Raw genomic sequence first — 18,001 nt, 5'->3', positions numbered from 1 at the left:
ACACCAACTTAATATGTTATTTACTTAAATTATAAACAAAAATGAACCCCACTTCCATTTATTAATGGTTAGCGGGGTTTCGTCATATAAATATATTACAAGAAGTCTGCAAATTGATCTCTATATTTCATGTGTAAGTACGCACCAATTGCAAAGAAAATGGCAACAATACCGAAATTGTATAACATTAATTTCCAATGATCCATGAAATACCATTCGTGATATAAAATTGCTGCACGGTATGATTCAGCAATAAAGTAAACTGGATTATATTTCATCATTTCATGAATTAAACCACTGATACCATGGTTCTTTGGTAGCCACAAAATTGGTGAAAAGTAAAATAATATTCTTAATATTGCTTGCATTAACATTTGTGTATCTCTAACTAACACACCGAGTGTTGATGTTAATAACGTCACCGAGGCAGTTAAGAAAAAACAAAACGGTACATATATCAATAATTGAATGATATGTATTGATGGATAAATACCAGTAAACATACATGCAATTATCACAAGTAAAAGTAAGCCTAAATGTCCATAAAATCTACTTGTCACAATATATGTCGGTATTATCGATAACGGGAAGTTCATTTTCGATACTTGATTAAACTTTTGTGTAATTGCTTTAGTACCTTCTAAAATACCTTGGTTGATGAAGAACCACATACTGATACCAACCAATAACCAATAAACAAAAGGTACACCATGAATTGGTGCATTACTTCTTATTCCTAATCCAAAAACCATCCAGTAAACCATAATTTGCATAACAGGGTTAATTAATTCCCAAGCCACACCTAAATAGTTACTATGATTGATAATTTTAACTTGAAACTGAGCCAGTCTTTGAATTAAATAAAAGTTCTTTACATGTTCTTTAAAAACTGTTCCTATTGCTGACATTCCATTAAACCACACTTTCAAATGTTTAACTATTTCTCTACTTAACTAAATAGTATTATAATAATTGTTGTAAATACTATCACTATACATGGATGCTATCAAAATTATTGTCTAGTTCTTTAAAATATTAGTTTATTACAAATACATTATAGTATACAATCATGTAAGTTGAAATAAGTTTAGTTTTTAAATATCATTGTTATCATTGATGATTAACATTTTGTGTCAAAACACCAACTCTGATAATAACAAAATCTTCTATACACTTTACAACAGGTTTTAAAATTTAACAACTGTTGAGTAGTATATTATAATCTAGATAAATGTGAATAAGGAAGGTCTACAAATGAACGTTTCGGTAAACATTAAAAATGTAACAAAAGAATATCGTATTTATCGTACAAATAAAGAACGTATGAAAGATGCGCTCATTCCCAAACATAAAAACAAAACATTTTTCGCTTTAGATGACATTAGTTTAAAAGCATATGAAGGTGACGTCATAGGGCTTGTTGGCATCAATGGTTCCGGCAAATCAACGTTGAGCAATATCATTGGCGGTTCTTTGTCGCCTACTGTTGGCAAAGTGGATCGTAATGGTGAAGTCAGCGTTATCGCAATTAGTGCTGGCTTGAGTGGACAACTTACAGGGATTGAAAATATCGAATTTAAAATGTTATGTATGGGCTTTAAGCGAAAAGAAATTAAAGCGATGACACCTAAGATTATTGAATTTAGTGAACTTGGTGAGTTTATTTATCAACCAGTTAAAAAGTATTCAAGTGGTATGCGTGCAAAACTTGGTTTTTCAATTAATATCACAGTTAATCCAGATATCTTAGTCATTGACGAAGCTTTATCTGTAGGTGACCAAACTTTTGCACAAAAATGTTTAGATAAAATTTACGAGTTTAAAGAGCAAAACAAAACCATCTTTTTCGTTAGTCATAACTTAGGCCAAGTGAGACAATTTTGTACTAAGATTGCTTGGATTGAAGGCGGAAAGTTAAAAGATTACGGTGAACTTGATGATGTATTACCTAAATATGAAGCTTTCCTTAACGATTTTAAAAAGAAATCCAAAGCCGAACAAAAAGAATTTAGAAACAAACTCGATGAGGCCCGCTTCGTTATTAAATAAACCGAAAAAACCGAGAATCTCCATTTAAGGATTTCCTCGGTTTTATTTTTATCATCATGACTATTTCGCTTTTTTTATTTTTCTTTTTGCTTTGGCTATTTTATACATAAATATTGGAATACTCTTCAATCTACCAATACGTTTCCAATCTATTAATGCTCTATATATCCATTCAATGTTTAATTTTCTAAATATATAAGGCGCTCTCTTTTTAGCCCCAGCAAATACTTCAAGAGAACCACCTACGCCCATCATCACTGTAGATTCAAATTGGTTTTCATGTGTCATAATCCATTCTTCTTGTTTAGGGAATCCCATACCTACAAATATGTAATCAGGTTTAAACAGTTTAATTCGTTTTACTACTGTCTCATCTTCTAAATCAATATAACCGTGATGATGTGCAAACGATATGTTTGGATATCTTTGTTGCAATGCATATTGTGCCGCTTCTACAACTTCATTAGTTGCCCCTAGCAAAAATACTTTTTGATGATTTACATGAGCAATTTTCAAACATTCATCCATCAACTCAATACCAGGTATACGATGCGCTAGAGGTTGCTTTAAACGATGCGAAGCTTTGACTACTCCTGTCCCATCAGCAACAATATAGCTCGCTTGATTTATTAACTCTAAATACGCTTGATGTGTCGTCGCGTAATTCACTATTTCAGGGTTGGCTGTTACTATAAAAAGATTATTCGTTGATTGATTTGCAAAAAAGGTTTTAATATTTTCAACCATTTGCAACATTGTTGTATTATCAAAATCGACCCCTAAAATGTCAACTTTGGCTGTATTGGATCTTTCTTCAACAGTCATAACAGGAATCTCCTATCTTATTTCATTATTATGTTAGTGTAATCAATATTAACAGTATTTATATTCATCCTATTTATATCGAAATGATTTTGCTTTATTTTAACACATATTCACCTTTTCAAAAATTAAAATTAGTTTAACTAAGGTAAGTCTAAAGTCTAACGCTATTGATGCCAATATCATTTATAATAAGTGCTAAGCAAACTTTAAATTAATATCTTATATGAGGTTAACAATGAATTATTTATCAAACTTTTTTAATACGACAATTCAACTTAATATATACATTATCGTTATTGTTGCAGCTTGTTATATTGCTATTCATCAATATAGACATAAGCCTGTTTTGAACTATTTAGATGTCATTTTAAACTATATCCCTGTTTTAACACATGAATTTGGTCATGTACTGTTTAATAAACTCGCTGGTGGCCGTGCAAAAGATTTAGTCATTGTAACAAGTCCACGAGAGCGACAACAGACATTACAACAAGGATTCGCAATTACACAATCTAGACATCTAGCAGGCCAATGGCTTACAACGATTGGTGGTTATTTAATGCCACCTATTATGTTATTGATAGGTTTAGCGTCGAGCCATTATCAGATACCTAGTTTCTTTATATTTACCTATTTATTGATATTTATTTATTTTTTAATTTTAACATCTAGAAAAGGCTCACCCATTGTTGTTATAACTTTAATTTCTATCATGTTGTATTTTATATTAAAAGATGAAAATATAGTAGAAATTCAACTACTTGTCACAATGAGTTATCAATATATTTTAGGTGTATTATTAGGCGAAGTTCTACAATCTAGTTGGACGATTGCTAAATTGACTTTCCAGCGTCCGAGTCCACAGTGGGATGGTAGTGCACTTAAAGAACTCAGTCATGTACCTATCTTCATTTATAGTACAATCTGGATTATCTTCAATCTTTATGCAGTGAATATTTTACTCAAATATACTCACTTGATAAATTAACTAATAAAAAAGAAGCCTAAAGCAATTATCCATATGTCTTTATCAGTTCAATCATGGATATCTTTATGGCTTCTTTATTTTATTTTTCAGCAAACATGTTCATTGCATTTTCGTAACTGACAATAATTACATTATCATTACGTTTAATGATAATTACTTTATTCATTTCATCTTTCGATACAATTTCCACTTCATTACCAATAGAAATATCTTTACTAGACAAATATATTAGCAAATCGGTCTTATCTCTCACACGTTTGATTGTAACGATATCACCAGGTTCATAATTCAAAATCGTTGTTATATATTTCTCTTTATATTCATTATTTCTAGGAATCACACCGCCGTGCGGGCAAGTTTCTGGGAAATTTAACAGGCTATCCAGCCTTTCAACAAATAAATCTGAAATTCGATGTTCTAAAATTTCTGCTTCTTGATGTACTTCTTCCCAATTATATTTCAATATTTCTATTAAAAATAATTCTAATAGTCGATGTCTCTTAATGATATCAAGCGTATGCGTTAAACCATCCTCTGTTAATCTAACACCTTTGTATGGTTTTGTTTCAACATAGCCTGCTTTTTCAAGACGTCCTACCATTTCACTTACAGATGGAGGCTTAATATTTAAAAATTGAGATAAGATTTTATTTGTCACAAAGTTTTTATCGCCATTATTCGTAAGGATTGCCTTTAAATAGTCCTCTTTTTCTTCAGTTAACATACTTTCACCTCACATACATTGTCTATATTATATCACGAATTTACTTGACATGATAAATATTCTCAGTTTATTATACAATTAATTAGGTTAGCCTAAACTTTTAATTAGGAGGTATAAACGTTTGTTAGAAACAAAAGATTTAAATCTGTTTTTAGGTAATAAGCATGTACTTAAAAACATTTCCTTATCGATACCAGTACGCGGCGAAATAATTGGTATCATGGGCCCGAATGGTGCTGGTAAATCTTCCCTTATCAAGTCTTTAATTGGTGAATTTAATGCTACCGGTACTAAATTGTTATATAACAAACCTATACAACAACAACTGCAACATATTACATATATTCCACAAAAAGCACATATTGATTTAGATTTTCCTATAAGTGTGGAACAAGTGATTTTATCAGGTTGCTACAAAGAAATTGGATGGTTTAGACGACCTAATAAATCAGCAAGGGATAAACTCAAACAGTTATTAAGCGATTTAGAATTAGAATCTTTACGTCATCGACAAATTTCAGAATTAAGTGGTGGACAATTACAACGTGTGCTAGTAGCAAGAGCATTGATGTCCGAAAGTGAAGTTTATTTTCTAGATGAGCCGTTTGTCGGAATTGATTTTAGTAGCGAAAAATTAATCATGACAAAAATCGAGAACTTAAAACAACAAGGAAAACTTATTCTTATCATCCACCATGATCTATCAAAAGCAAAGCAATACTTTGATCGCATTATTCTATTAAATCAAACATTACGATACTTTGGTGATAGTGAAGAGGCTATGAGTGTCACTCGCTTAAACGAAACATTTATGAGTAGCACTGACTGTAGTGACCCTAGTCAAAGGAGCAATATAACATGTTAGAGTTTGTCGAACATTTATTTACATATCAATTCTTGAATCGAGCATTGATAACTTCAATTATTGTAGGGATAGTTTGTGGTACAGTTGGTAGTTTAATTGTATTACGTGGTCTTTCATTAATGGGAGATGCAATGAGTCACGCAGTATTACCTGGTGTTGCCCTATCATTCTTATTTGGTATTCCAATGTTTGTAGGCGCACTTATAACTGGTATGATCGCAAGTATTTTTATCGGTTATATCACATCTAGTAGTAAAACGAAACCTGACGCCGCTATTGGAATTAGTTTTACCGCTTTCTTAGCTTCGGGGATTATTATTATTAGCTTAATAAACACTACGACAGATTTGTACCATATTCTGTTTGGTAATTTACTGGCAATCACAAATAGTGCATTTTTAACAACTATTGTGATTGGTTCAATCGTCCTTATTCTAATCATTATTTTCTATCGTCCATTAATGATTTCTACATTCGATCCAACGTTTAGTAGAATGAGTGGTCTAAATACGACGTTATTACATTACTTTGTGATGTTGTTACTCTCATTAGTAACAGTAGCAAGTATTCAAACGGTAGGTATTATTCTTGTAGTTGCATTATTAATTACACCTGCATCTACAGCATTTTTAATTAGTAAAAAACTATACTCAATGATGATTATAGCAAGTTTAATAAGTGTCATAAGTTCAATTGTCGGACTTTATTACAGCTATATTTACAACATTCCTAGTGGTGCGACAATCGTACTTTGTACGTTTGTAATTTATATCATCACATTATTTTTCACAAAATTTACGAATAGAAAGAAACGAGGAAGTTTAACATGAAAAAATTAGTACCTTTATTATTAGCCTTATTACTTCTAGTTGCTGCATGTGGTACTGGTGGTAAACAAAGCAGTGATAAGTCAAATGGCAAATTAAAAGTAGTAACGACGAATTCAATTTTATATGATATGGCTAAAAATGTTGGTGGAGACAACGTCGATATTCATAGTATTGTACCTGTTGGTCAAGATCCTCATGAATATGAAGTTAAACCTAAAGATATTAAAAAGTTAACTGACGCTGACATTATTTTATACAACGGATTAAATTTAGAGACTGGTAACGGTTGGTTTGAAAAAGCCTTAGAACAGGCTGGTAAATCATTAAAAGATAAAAAAGTTATCGCAGTATCAAAAGATGTTAAACCTATCTATTTAAACGGTGAAGAAGGCAACAAAGATAAACAAGATCCACACGCATGGTTAAGTTTAGATAATGGTATTAAATACGTAAAAACAATTCAACAAACATTTATCGATAACGACAAAAAACATAAAGCAGATTATGAAAAGCAAGGTAACAAATACATTGCTCAATTGGAAAAATTAAATAATGACAGTAAAGACAAATTTAATGACATTCCAAAAGAACAACGTGCCATGATTACAAGTGAAGGTGCCTTCAAGTACTTCTCAAAACAATACGGTATTACACCAGGTTATATTTGGGAAATTAACACTGAAAAACAAGGTACACCTGAACAAATGAGACAAGCTATTGAGTTTGTTAAAAAGCACAAATTAAAACACTTATTAGTAGAAACAAGTGTTGATAAGAAAGCAATGGAAAGTTTATCTGAAGAAACGAAGAAAGATATCTTTGGTGAAGTGTACACAGATTCAATCGGTAAAGAAGGCACTAAAGGTGACTCTTATTACAAAATGATGAAATCAAATATTGAAACTGTACACGGAAGCATGAAATAACACGCTGTGTTTTAATGAAGTAAGATGAATTGATGTTGATGCAACCTAAAATATTGGTATCTCCAATATTTTAGGCTACACATCAACATAACAAAGTCGAAGGCTAATAGTCCCATATCGTGCGTTAAATATATATTACCCTCCTATTAATATATATACCGTTCCCGATCGCACGATATGGTGGTATTAGAACTTCTCTTTGAACGAAAGAGAAAAGCTAGAAGTTCTTATGCAGTTTTAATTAAACTGTAAACATTTGTCACTCTTTAAATCAAAGAGTAAAGTTAAAAGCTTTATGTGGTTTTGATTAAACTGCGAACAGCTGCTTCTCTTTGAACGAAAGAGAAAAGCTAGAAGTTCTTATGCAGTTTTAATTAAACTGTCGTTCCCTTCATCTCTTTTAACCACAGAGATGCGTTAGAAGTTCTTCTAATACAATTTATACAACGCCATTCCCTACACACTCTTATAAAAGAGATTCACGCGCGTCAATAAATTGTATTACATACTAACTAAAAAGCTTTTCTTAATCGTACTAACGAAGTTAGAGGTTCTTATGTGATTGGACAACTGTTCTCCCTACTAGACTTTTAGCATAGCTGGTTAAAAGTACTATTACAGATTGTTCAATTGTATGCCCCTTTCCTTTGAACGGAATATTAAAAGCTATGTGCAGTAACTTTTAATAGGCATACCACTTTTGCATCAAGCTATAAATAATCGCATACTTTGATATTTAATCTGGCCTATCAAAGTAAACATCTATGGTTTCCTCCCCCCATAGATCCTTAAGCCACACTCATCCGATGTCATATGAGTGTGGCTATTTTTTGTGAATGCACTTATCTTCATCTTTAAATGACTTCGATTAATCTATCTCCTCCAATTTTTAAAACTTATTTCAATTAAATCTCAAATATTAATAATTCGTATAGTTTAAAACTATCTATTCAATTCCCCTAAAATAAAAGGGATTGATGAAAAGCCCTTCAGTTTTTCAGGTTCTTCATATTTTATGGTTCTTCATCTTTTATGGTGGGAAGGTAAAACTTCCTGCTTTTTTTAATACACAAAAAGCGCAATTGCCTCTATAATTTAAAGTGACCAAACCCAAACTAAAGGAGACAAGTGCGCCTATGTGTAATGATACCTTAGAATTACTAAGAATAAAAGATGAAAATATAAAATATATAAACCAAGAAATTGACGTCATTATCAAAGGAAAAAAAGCAACAGTGGTTAATGCTGTACTAACGTATAAGCCTTCGGCCTGTTATTGTTGTGGAGTTAAAAATGAAGGACAAATTCATAAACATGGTAAGCGTGTTTCTCGTATTACTTTACTTAAAACTCAAGGGTATAACACATACCTCAACTTAGCTAAACAACGTTTTAAATGCTTAGAATGCAATGGCACTTTTACTGCTAAAACGTCAATTGTTGATGAGTCGTGTTTTATCTCAAGATGTGTTACTCAAAAAGTTATAGAAGAAGCTACTAAAGTTAAAACAGAGATTGATACTGCAGAAGATAACTGTATCTCTCCATCTACTGTAAGTCGTATTAGAACTAAAGCGGCTAATTCATTACGAATTAAACCGTTTAATTGTTTGCCAGAACACATCGCTATGGATGAATTTAAAAGCGTTAAAAATGTAACTGGATCAATGAGTTTCATTTTTATAGATAATGATACTCATGATGTTATAGATATTTTAGAAAATAGAACTACAAGATTCTTGCGTGCCTATTTCGAGCGATTCGATTTAAAAAATCGACAACAAGTTAAGACGGTTACTATTGACATGTATGAACCCTATGTCCGATTATTTCGCGACCTATTTCCTAATGCAGCTATTATTTTTGACAGATTCCATATCGTTCAACATTTAAATAGGGAACTTAATAAGTATCGTGTACAAGTTATGAATGAATACCGTAATAAAAAAGGACCTAATTATACAATTTTTAAGAATAACTGGAAAGTTCTATTGATGGATACTAGTAAAACCATATTTAGTAAATACAGATGGAATAAATCTTTTAAGGCTTATAAACGCTCATCTGACATTGTAGAATTCATGCTTTCAAAAGACGATATACTACGACGCTCCTACGAACTTGTCCAAGGATTAAGAAAAGATCTAAGGTTATGTAATTGGCCTAAATTTATTAATCGTTTAAATTCAGTTAGTAAAAAGTCTGTGAGTAAAGGTGTATGGAAAGTGGTTAAATATTATAGAAAACATCAAAGGATGTTAAGAAATACAATTTATTACCCAGCATTTAATAATGGTGCTATAGAAGGAATTAATAATAAGATAAAATTAATCAAGCGAATTTCTTTTGGTTACAGAAATTTCAACAACTTTAAAGCACGTATAATGATGATTTTCAGCTTATACAAAGGAGAAAAAAAGAAGACAACCAAGCCCAATAATGGACTGGCCGCCTAATAATAAAAACTCTAAAAGTTGTAATTTAAAATAGTTCTTTAAATTATATACCCACCACATTTGGTGGAGAACCGTTTTTCATCAATCCCTTTTAGCATAATTAGGAACTACGTCATACTATCTACAATAACCATTTCATCATAATTGATGGCTTCTCTTAGTTTTAACGCTGTACCTTCTGATACTTCATCTGTATCAATCAACTCACGTAAAATGCGACGTTGTTCTCTCAATGCATTTAATTTAATTTTAGTAATCGTATCTTCACTTGCTGAGTTGAAGAAATTTGATGGTGTTAAGTTTTCAATTCGCATTAAATAACCGTCACAAACCATTCCAATTTCAAGTGTATTATCTTTTGTTGTTTCCTTAGACAAACGACTAACCACATTATAATGGACTAATTTATTAATTTTATTTAATTCCATTAAGTTATCCGTAACACTAAGTGAAGATGCGGAGTTCACTCTCGTTTGTACTCTTCGTTTTAATAAAGCACCTCGTAATAATACAATCATTCTTCTTATTAATGATGCTTGTCTATATACCTGTGTTCTTTCAGCATAACGCATATAGTTTTCAAGTACACTATTCGTTATTTGTCCTTCATCTACTAAAGACTCTAATGTTTTTGTTTCTACATTAAAAGCAATTTTTTGTAGACGTTCTAATTCTTTAGAGTTTTCATCATCTTTCTCTACAGTTTTTAAAAATGCTAATTTATCATGATATTCTTTAATCACGTTACCATATTTAAAACTTGTTTCGAAAGTAGATTTTTGATTTAGATAATCAATAACTTGTTCTAATATATAAATTCTAGCAACTTTAAACGACATATTGCCAATTACTGTTTTAGGTGCAGGTTTCGTTAATAATGGCAATAATACTTGCGCAACTACCAAACTAATAATAACCATACCAGATGCAATAAATAATAAGTCGTTTCTATACGTAAAAGCATGATGCCCTGCTAAAAAATAAGGTAACGTTAATGCGATTGCTAAAGAAATTGTTCCATGCACACCACATAACGTCATAATTAAAGCGTATAAACTTCGCTTTGGTGGTTTCTCAGTCGTTGGATTATCATCATCATTTTTAGTCATCATTTTTTGGAATGGACTGATGGCTAAATAAAAATAAGGATATAAGACATAAACCCAAACAAATCTAAATAGATAGACAGCTAAAGCAACAACAATAGTGATGCCTATTAAAAAGATTAAATTGTGCGGTTCTGTTTTGATAATTTTAATAATAACTTCAGGTACTAAAAATCCTAATATTGAAAAAACAAAGCCATTTAAAACATAACCTAGTATATTCCATGTATGATTGTAACTCATTTGCAGTTGTGTACGTACTTGCATAATTCTGTCACGTTCGAAACCATGTACAAGTCCTGCAACTACTGCTGCAATGATTCCTGATGCGTGAAACAATTCAGCAATTAAATACGTAACAAATGGTGTTAACAATTGAATAATTGTAAACATATTAATGTTTTCATATCCTCGACGCATCAATGTTAATCGGAACCTTACTAATGCCATACCTATAAGTAAACCAACCACTGCGCCACCAATTGATGCAATTAAAAACAACTGAACAGCATCAACAAGTGAAAAAGCACCTGTAACTAATACTCCAACAGCTATTTTAAATGAAATAATACCAGCAGCATCATTCAATAATGACTCACCTTCAAGAATTGTCATTGCTCCTTTTGGCAAGACCTTTCCTTTAGTGATTGCTTGCACTGCTACTGCATCAGTAGGACAAAGAATGGCAGCAATTGCAAATGCTGCTCCAATAGGTAAATCTGGCCAAATCCAATGAATAAATAAACCTACACCTATCACAGTAGTAATGACTAATCCTAATGCCATCATCATCACTGGCTTAATATATTTCCTTAAATGGACTCTAGAAACATTAACACCTTCTACAAATAACAAAGGCGCAATCATTGTTACCATAAACAATTCAGAATCAAAATTAAATTGAACAGGGATTGGGGTAATAAATAGTAACATGCCCAAGAAAATTTGTATAAATGCTAGGGGTACTTTAGGTATGAAAGTATGGACAAACGAACTTAGTATCACAACAGCTATAAATATAAGAATTGTTTCAAATATTTCCAAACTTTCACCTCTCTAAAAAGTATTGTTTAATTGAAAATTAAGTATCACATCTCGTTGTAATTATACTTTAGAGGATAAATTGAGTTAGCGACCACAAAAGCACTTTAATATAGATATATGTCTACGATTGCAGTACTTAAATTTGCAATTATTTAATTTTATTTTATCACTAATTGTTTGTATAAATAAACAACTTGCTTTCACATAACAACATTAACTTATAATACAAAAAATGAGCACCTTAAAATCGACTAACCAATTTCAAAGTACTCTTTTAATGATTAATTTTGAAAACAGATTTTCAAAAGCATTGTTATGCTTAACAATTTAGCCAACACTTCAATCGTTTTGATACCATTTCTTACGATGCTCTTCTCGTTTTTTAGCACGTAATTGTAATGCTTCTGTAGAGTTTTGTTCATTTGAACTTAATAATATTGATGCATGTGTGTGAGCATCATTTTTTCGATACATATAAGCGCCGTTGCGATAAGCAGCGCGAGCGACTAAGTGCATGCCGACTGGTGAAGTTAAATTAATAAAAACAAGTGACAGTAATAAACGCACACTGAAAAATCCTGTATTCACAATAAAATAAATTAATACACCGATTAAAGTTAATAACACGGATAAAGTTGAACTTTTTGTCGCAGCGTGACTTCTTAAGAAAACATCTTGGAATTTCACGATACCTATTGCACTAATAAGAGCAATAAAACTACCTAACAACAACATCACAGCAGCAATAAGACTAAAGATTTCTTTTGTTATTTCCATTAAACACATGCCCCCCACCAATAAAGCGTGATATTGAAACAGAACTTACAAAAGATATAATGGCAATGAGCATGATTGAATCTAAGAAAGAAACGGTGCCCATAAGTACACTTAACACACCCACAATTGACATTACGACAGCACTTGTTGTATCAAATGTAACGACACGATCTGCTGTTGTAGGTCCCTTGATTAATCTAAATAAACAGATGATTAATGCAATTCCAAAAATAATGAGTGAACTAATAATCATAATATGTGTTATTGTTTGTATCATCGCGACACCTCCAATATTAAGTCTTCATAATGCTTAATACTTCTTAACAAACTATCTTTTTCTTTTTCTGACACGTCGATACTATGAATAAAAAACTTTTTAGAGTCTTGAGAAATTCGTATTACTGTAGACCCTGGAGTTATAATAATTAAAATTGTTAAAAATGTTATTGCCCAATCACTTGTTAGTCTTGTTTCATATGAAAGTAATCCAGGGTTCATATCTTTTGTTTTAAAAAGAATATAATTAATCGTGCTAATGCTAGATGTTATTAATTGATATAAATAAACACCTAAAAATTTAATAGCTACCCATATTTTTCTAACATAAAAATCATCGCTGAAAAACCTGTGTAATATATAAATGACAATTAAACCAATTAGATATCCAGAAAAGAAAGTCGAGAATTTAAAATGATCTTCATCTTGAAATAATACCCATAAGAATGCAATGATAATATTTAAAACTATTTGATTCATTTAGTCCTCTCCTTTCAAATGCGGATTTACAAGTTTTTGATATAATTGATCACTCGTGTTCAACTCAGTTGCATCACTTGTAACATTTAACACAACAGGTGCAGCAATTCCGATTGCGATAACCACAACTACTAAAATACTTAAAATTCTTTTTCGATATAGCGGGATTTTCTTAAAATTAACTTCCTCCCCATCTTTATCTCCAAAATACATATAAAAAAGTATCCTAAATAAACTGTACATTGCAATTAGACTAGTAATAATCATTAACGCTAGTCCAATATAATTGCCATTTTGCAATGCACCTTGGAAAATAAGTACTTTCCCCGGAAAGCCACTAAATGGAGGCACGCCGCCAATAGCAAAAATCATTATAATAAACGCAACTCCAAATAAAGGTTCTTTTTTAGCTAAGCCATTCAAATATTGATATTGTCGATAGCCTGTAATGTAAACTAAACTACCAATAATAAAGAATAGCAATGTTTTTACAACAATGTCATTTACCAAATAAAATATTGCACCATTAATACCTGCAAACGTGTTTGTTCCTAAACCTAAAATGATAAATCCTATTGAGATTATGACTTGGTAAGCTGCAATCTTTTTAATATCTTTATAAGCAATGACACCTATAGCGCCGATGACCATAGTTATAGCAGCCATAGTTGCTAGCAATGGATGTATGAGATCATTATGTTGATCAAATAGTAAAGTGAAGAATCGAATTAATGCATAGGCCCCTACTTTGGTCATTAACGCTGCAAATAATGCTGCAAGCTCAGTATTTAACACAGCGTAGGCTTTGGGTAGCCACATAAAAAGGACCAGCGCTGCTTTCGCACTAAATGCGACTAAGAAGATTAATGAAATCATTGTAACAGTGCGATTATCTCCCATGTCATTCAAACGCATTGCAATATGTGAAAAGTTTAATGTACCTACTGTTTTATAAAGTAAACCTATACCTAATAAGAATAGCCATGAACCAATAATATTCAAGACAACATAAATAATTGCAGCACGTAATTGTTCTACAGATTGTCCAAGTGTAATGAGTACAAATGACGCTAGTAACATAATTTCAAACATGACGTATAAATTAAATAAATCTGATGTTAGAAAAGAGCCTATCACGCCAACACTTAAAAATAATATGAACGATGGCAAGTGATAACGATTTGCTTTATGTTCGCCACGCCCAAATCCGTATGCCATAATTAAAGTAATCACAAACGAAGCGGTTGTAACCATAATCAAACTTAAAGAATCTCCTAAAAACTGTATACCAAAGGGCGCTGACCATCCTCCAAAGTCTAGCGTAATTGGACGGTGACGCTGAACATAAATTAATAGCATTAATGAAATAATTGTGGTGATAGTCATTGTACCTAAGTATAAATATTTAGAAATACGATCATTATTTTTTAAAAATACAAGGATTAAGGCACAAAGGAATGGTAATAACATTGGTAAAATCAATAAGTTACTTAGCATCATCTCCCCCCCTTAGGCCTTCAATTTCATCTTCTTTTGTTACTTTATAAGTTCTATAAACAAGTACAAGTAAAAACGCAGTCATCCCAAACCCTATAACTATTGCAGTTAGTACAATAGCTTGTAACAAGGGATCAACAAACAATTGGTTTCCACCAGTTATTAATGGTTCTGATCTACTAGAACCATACGTTCCCATACTCATAATAATGAGATTACCAGCATGAGTATATATTGAAATTCCGATTACAATACGAATTAAATTGATTGATAAAATCATATATGTTCCTATAAACACTAAAAATCCTATAACTAGTAATAATATTAAATTCATGATCGACCTCCGCTAAGCGACAACATCACTGTGACAATAACACCAACAACTGAGAATAAAATACCTAATTCAAAAAGTGTTATTGTACTTACATGAATTTGCCCTAAAATTGGAAGTATCCAAGTTGTTTCATATTGAGACAAAAATGGTTTTCCAAAAAACATAGGTATTATCGCAGTAATAGATGATACCAATGCTCCAATAATCATTAAAATTCTAAAATCAATCGGTAAACTTTCTAAAACCTCTTCAACATTAAAAGCCAGAAACATTAAAATAAACGCTGAACTAAATATTAAACCACCAATAAAGCCACCACCAGGATTATTATGACCTGCGAAGAAGACATAGAATCCGAAAGTCAATAAAATAAATACAACAAGTTTCGTGACCGTTCTTAACACGACATCATTCTCTTTCATCTTGTCCCCTCCGATCTTGATAATTTAATAATGTGTAAATACCTAGCCCAGTAATAATTAACACTAATCCTTCAAATAATGTATCTAATGCTCTAAAGTCACCAAGTATCGCATTTACAATATTTTTACCACCTGTTAGTTTGTCAGCTTTTAAATAAAAGTCTGATATTGATGATAAACCATCTGTTTGTTGTGTAATAAAAATTAATGATACAACAATAAGTGCCATCAAGAGTGATACAGAAATTTTAATTATTTCTCTTTTTTTGTTAGCGTTAGATCTTGGTACGTTTGGTAATCTTGAAAAACTGACAATAAATAGTATCGTCGTTATTGTTTCAACTACTAGCTGAGTCAATGCTAAATCAGGGGCTTTCATTGCTATAAAGAATAAGGTCACAACAAATCCGATGACTCCATTTAAAATGACCATTGTCAGTCGTTGACGTATAAAAATTAAAGAAATACCAATTGTGACAGTTACGATTGCTAATATAATTTCTAATGCCCCAAATTCAGAAACATGTAACTGATGTACTTTAGGAAGTCCAATTCGAATATAACCATATCCAATGATAATCATAAATATGCCTAAGGTCATAATAATGTATTGGTTTAAACGATCTTGCATAACACGTTTAAATCGCTTCGTAGCAAACTTTTCAAAATGTCGATATACCATCTCATACCCTTTTGAAACTGAAATCTGTCTAATTTTACCTGTGAACACTTTTTTCCAATCTACTTTGATTGCTAGTACACTACCCAATAAAATAATGATGATGGTTAAAAGAAGCGGTATGTTAAATCCATGCCATTGCGAAACATGTGGTGCCAATGGATCAATTTGATGATTACCACCTGATACACCTCTTAATGCTGGAACGATAATCCCCTTCCCAAATATATTTGGCACAAAAAAGATTACAGGTACTAGCACCATTAATATAAGAGAGGGTAAACTAAACAACCATGGTTCGTGGATATTTTTTTTAGTAAACACTTTAGAATCATATTTAGTCCAAAATACTTCTTTAACCATGTAAAGTGCATATGTGAATGTAAAAATACTAGCAATAACACCAACAAACACGATAGCTATCATTGAAATCAAACTAAATTGGGATAATTGTCCAGTTTGTGTTAATGCATCTAAAAACATTTCTTTACTTAAAAATCCATTTAAAAATGGTACTCCAGCCATAGATAGAGCCGCTATCGTCATGACTAGATTCATTTTAGGAAATAGTTGACGCATTCCACTTAAAATTCGTATATCCCTTGAACCTGCTTCATGATCTAAAATACCTACTCCCATGAAAAGCGCACATTTAAAGATGGCATGATTCATTAGATGAAATAGCGCACCAAATAATACAAATACATAAATAGATGCTATTGCGTCTTGTTGGTGTTGAGCATATCCACCACCGATACCGACCATTGCCATAATCATTCCTAGTTGACTGATTGTTGAATATGCTAGGATTCCTTTTAAATCCCATTGTTTTAAAGCTGTGATTGAACCAAATAACATTGTTATTAAACCAACAAACGTGACGATATATATGTACATATTGCTAAGACCTAATAATGGTGTAAATCGAAGTAATAAAAAGATACCAGCTTTTACCATCGTGGCTGAATGTAAATAAGCACTTACAGGTGTAGGTGCAGCCATTGCTCTAGGTAGCCAAATATGAAATGGAAATTGTGCTGATTTTGTAAATGCACCTAATAAAAACATAAAAATCATAGGGATAAACAATCCATGATTCTTAATATGATCTGCTTGTCCTAATATGTCAGTGATATTATTCGTTCCTGTCATGATATACAGCATAATAAAACCAACTAATAACGCCAATCCACCAAATACTGTAATCATAAATGATTGAATCGCACCAAATTGACTGTCACCATTGTTATACCAATATGAAATCAATAAAAATGATGATACACTCGTTAATTCCCAAAAAATGTACATCAATATCGTATTGTCTGATAATACAATACCAATCATACTGAACATAAATAACGTTAAATAAAAATAAAACCTTGGTAAATTGTCTTTTCGAGAGGATAAATATTGAGTTGCATAGAAGAATACTGCAATTCCAATAAGTGAAATAATAAGAGAAAACATTAAACTTAAACCATCTAAACGTAAATCTAAATTAATATCTAATGTCTTAATCCATGGAATAGAGGTAGAAAGATATTGCAGTTTAGCTACTGATGGTATTTGAATCAAAAAATAGATAGATGAAATTACAGGTGCAACCAACGCTATGTACCCGGCATATTTAGCCAATGCTCTACGTTTAGACATTAGAAGTATCATCGCCATAATCACAAGTATAGCAATTAATAAATAAACCAAACTCATTATTAGCCTCCTT

17 protein-coding genes and 1 pseudogene are annotated in these 18,001 nt (G+C 31.6%); 7 read left to right on the top strand and 11 right to left on the bottom strand.

What is annotated here, in order from left to right:
- Positions 1-95: 95 nt before the first annotated feature.
- Positions 96-908 carry a teichoic acids export ABC transporter permease subunit TagG gene (tagG, locus tag NSS86_RS01840; protein ID WP_001273058.1) on the bottom strand — a complete coding sequence of 271 codons (813 nt, stop codon included), beginning with the start codon at positions 906-908 and terminating at the stop codon, positions 96-98.
- 346 nt (positions 909-1,254) lie between these two features.
- Here tagG and tagH point away from each other — a divergent pair, with 346 nt between their 5' ends.
- Complete coding sequence (gene tagH / locus NSS86_RS01835; RefSeq protein WP_001103231.1) at positions 1,255-2,049, top strand: teichoic acids export ABC transporter ATP-binding subunit TagH; 795 nt, start codon at positions 1,255-1,257, stop codon at positions 2,047-2,049.
- Positions 2,050-2,109: 60 nt separating this feature from the next.
- On the opposite strand, the gene tarA is transcribed toward tagH, so the two are convergent.
- The gene (gene tarA, locus NSS86_RS01830; RefSeq protein WP_000215388.1) at positions 2,110-2,874 is read right to left on the bottom strand and encodes an N-acetylglucosaminyldiphosphoundecaprenol N-acetyl-beta-D-mannosaminyltransferase TarA; all 765 of its coding nucleotides are present in this window, start codon (positions 2,872-2,874) and stop codon (positions 2,110-2,112) included.
- A 235-nt stretch (positions 2,875-3,109) separates the two neighbouring features.
- Here tarA and NSS86_RS01825 point away from each other — a divergent pair, with 235 nt between their 5' ends.
- The gene (locus NSS86_RS01825) at positions 3,110-3,862 is read left to right on the top strand and encodes a M50 family metallopeptidase (RefSeq protein ID WP_001108547.1); all 753 of its coding nucleotides are present in this window, start codon (positions 3,110-3,112) and stop codon (positions 3,860-3,862) included.
- Between the two features lie 79 nt (positions 3,863-3,941).
- Here NSS86_RS01825 and NSS86_RS01820 read toward each other — a convergent pair whose 3' ends face one another.
- Positions 3,942-4,586: a metal-dependent transcriptional regulator gene (locus NSS86_RS01820; protein WP_000954654.1), complete on the bottom strand. Its 645-nt coding sequence runs from the start codon at positions 4,584-4,586 to the stop codon at positions 3,942-3,944.
- A gap of 121 nt (positions 4,587-4,707) precedes the next feature.
- Between NSS86_RS01820 and NSS86_RS01815 the strand changes: the two genes are divergently transcribed.
- The 5 genes and pseudogenes from NSS86_RS01815 to NSS86_RS01795 form a co-directional block, all read left to right on the top strand.
- Complete coding sequence (locus tag NSS86_RS01815) at positions 4,708-5,451, top strand: metal ABC transporter ATP-binding protein (RefSeq protein ID WP_000894464.1); 744 nt, start codon at positions 4,708-4,710, stop codon at positions 5,449-5,451.
- On the top strand, positions 5,445-6,281 hold the full coding sequence (locus tag NSS86_RS01810) for a metal ABC transporter permease (RefSeq protein ID WP_000889252.1): 837 nt from the start codon (positions 5,445-5,447) through the stop codon (positions 6,279-6,281). Before NSS86_RS01815 ends, NSS86_RS01810 begins: the two co-directional genes overlap by 7 nt.
- Positions 6,278-7,207: a metal ABC transporter substrate-binding protein gene (locus tag NSS86_RS01805; protein ID WP_000737651.1), complete on the top strand. Its 930-nt coding sequence runs from the start codon at positions 6,278-6,280 to the stop codon at positions 7,205-7,207. Before NSS86_RS01810 ends, NSS86_RS01805 begins: the two co-directional genes overlap by 4 nt.
- 1,136 nt (positions 7,208-8,343) lie before the next feature.
- Positions 8,344-9,663 (top strand): ISL3-like element IS1181 family transposase, encoded by a 1,320-nt coding sequence (locus tag NSS86_RS01800; protein WP_001557163.1) that lies wholly within the window; start codon positions 8,344-8,346, stop codon positions 9,661-9,663.
- Between the two features lie 2 nt (positions 9,664-9,665).
- Positions 9,666-9,737, top strand: a pseudogene (locus NSS86_RS01795) (hypothetical protein); the annotation flags it as partial.
- 33 nt (positions 9,738-9,770) lie between these two features.
- Here NSS86_RS01795 and NSS86_RS01790 read toward each other — a convergent pair.
- The 8 genes from NSS86_RS01790 to mnhA2 all read right to left on the bottom strand — a co-directional run bounded on the left by NSS86_RS01790 (position 9,771) and on the right by mnhA2 (position 17,988).
- Entirely contained in the window at positions 9,771-11,813 is a 2,043-nt protein-coding gene (locus NSS86_RS01790) for a sodium:proton antiporter (protein ID WP_000402171.1), read from the bottom strand.
- Positions 11,814-12,152: 339 nt separating this feature from the next.
- A complete protein-coding gene (gene mnhG2 / locus NSS86_RS01785; protein ID WP_000406612.1) occupies positions 12,153-12,590 on the bottom strand; it encodes a Na+/H+ antiporter Mnh2 subunit G in 438 nt (145 codons plus the stop codon).
- On the bottom strand, positions 12,565-12,867 hold the full coding sequence (mnhF2, locus tag NSS86_RS01780) for a Na+/H+ antiporter Mnh2 subunit F (RefSeq protein ID WP_000616642.1): 303 nt from the start codon (positions 12,865-12,867) through the stop codon (positions 12,565-12,567). The genes mnhG2 and mnhF2 overlap by 26 nt, the downstream gene beginning before the upstream one ends.
- Positions 12,864-13,346, bottom strand: coding sequence for a Na+/H+ antiporter Mnh2 subunit E (gene mnhE2, locus NSS86_RS01775; protein WP_001071971.1), 483 nt, complete (start codon positions 13,344-13,346; stop codon positions 12,864-12,866). The genes mnhF2 and mnhE2 overlap by 4 nt, the downstream gene beginning before the upstream one ends.
- Positions 13,347-14,843, bottom strand: coding sequence for a Na+/H+ antiporter Mnh2 subunit D (mnhD2, locus tag NSS86_RS01770; RefSeq protein WP_000950548.1), 1,497 nt, complete (start codon positions 14,841-14,843; stop codon positions 13,347-13,349).
- Positions 14,833-15,177, bottom strand: a complete 345-nt coding sequence (mnhC2, locus tag NSS86_RS01765) for a Na+/H+ antiporter Mnh2 subunit C (RefSeq protein WP_031764430.1) — start codon at positions 15,175-15,177, stop codon at positions 14,833-14,835. Before mnhC2 ends, mnhD2 begins: the two co-directional genes overlap by 11 nt.
- On the bottom strand, positions 15,174-15,599 hold the full coding sequence (gene mnhB2, locus NSS86_RS01760) for a Na+/H+ antiporter Mnh2 subunit B (protein WP_000661906.1): 426 nt from the start codon (positions 15,597-15,599) through the stop codon (positions 15,174-15,176). Before mnhB2 ends, mnhC2 begins: the two co-directional genes overlap by 4 nt.
- Positions 15,586-17,988, bottom strand: a complete 2,403-nt coding sequence (gene mnhA2, locus NSS86_RS01755) for a Na+/H+ antiporter Mnh2 subunit A (protein ID WP_000060771.1) — start codon at positions 17,986-17,988, stop codon at positions 15,586-15,588. Before mnhA2 ends, mnhB2 begins: the two co-directional genes overlap by 14 nt.
- Between the last annotated feature and the right edge of the window lie 13 nt (positions 17,989-18,001).

The organism is Staphylococcus sp. FSL W8-0056 (assembly GCF_037963075.1).
GTDB classification, from domain to species: domain Bacteria; phylum Bacillota; class Bacilli; order Staphylococcales; family Staphylococcaceae; genus Staphylococcus; species Staphylococcus aureus.
The sequence above is the reverse complement of the archived record's forward strand: the minus strand, read 5'-3'. Positions and strand labels throughout refer to the sequence as shown.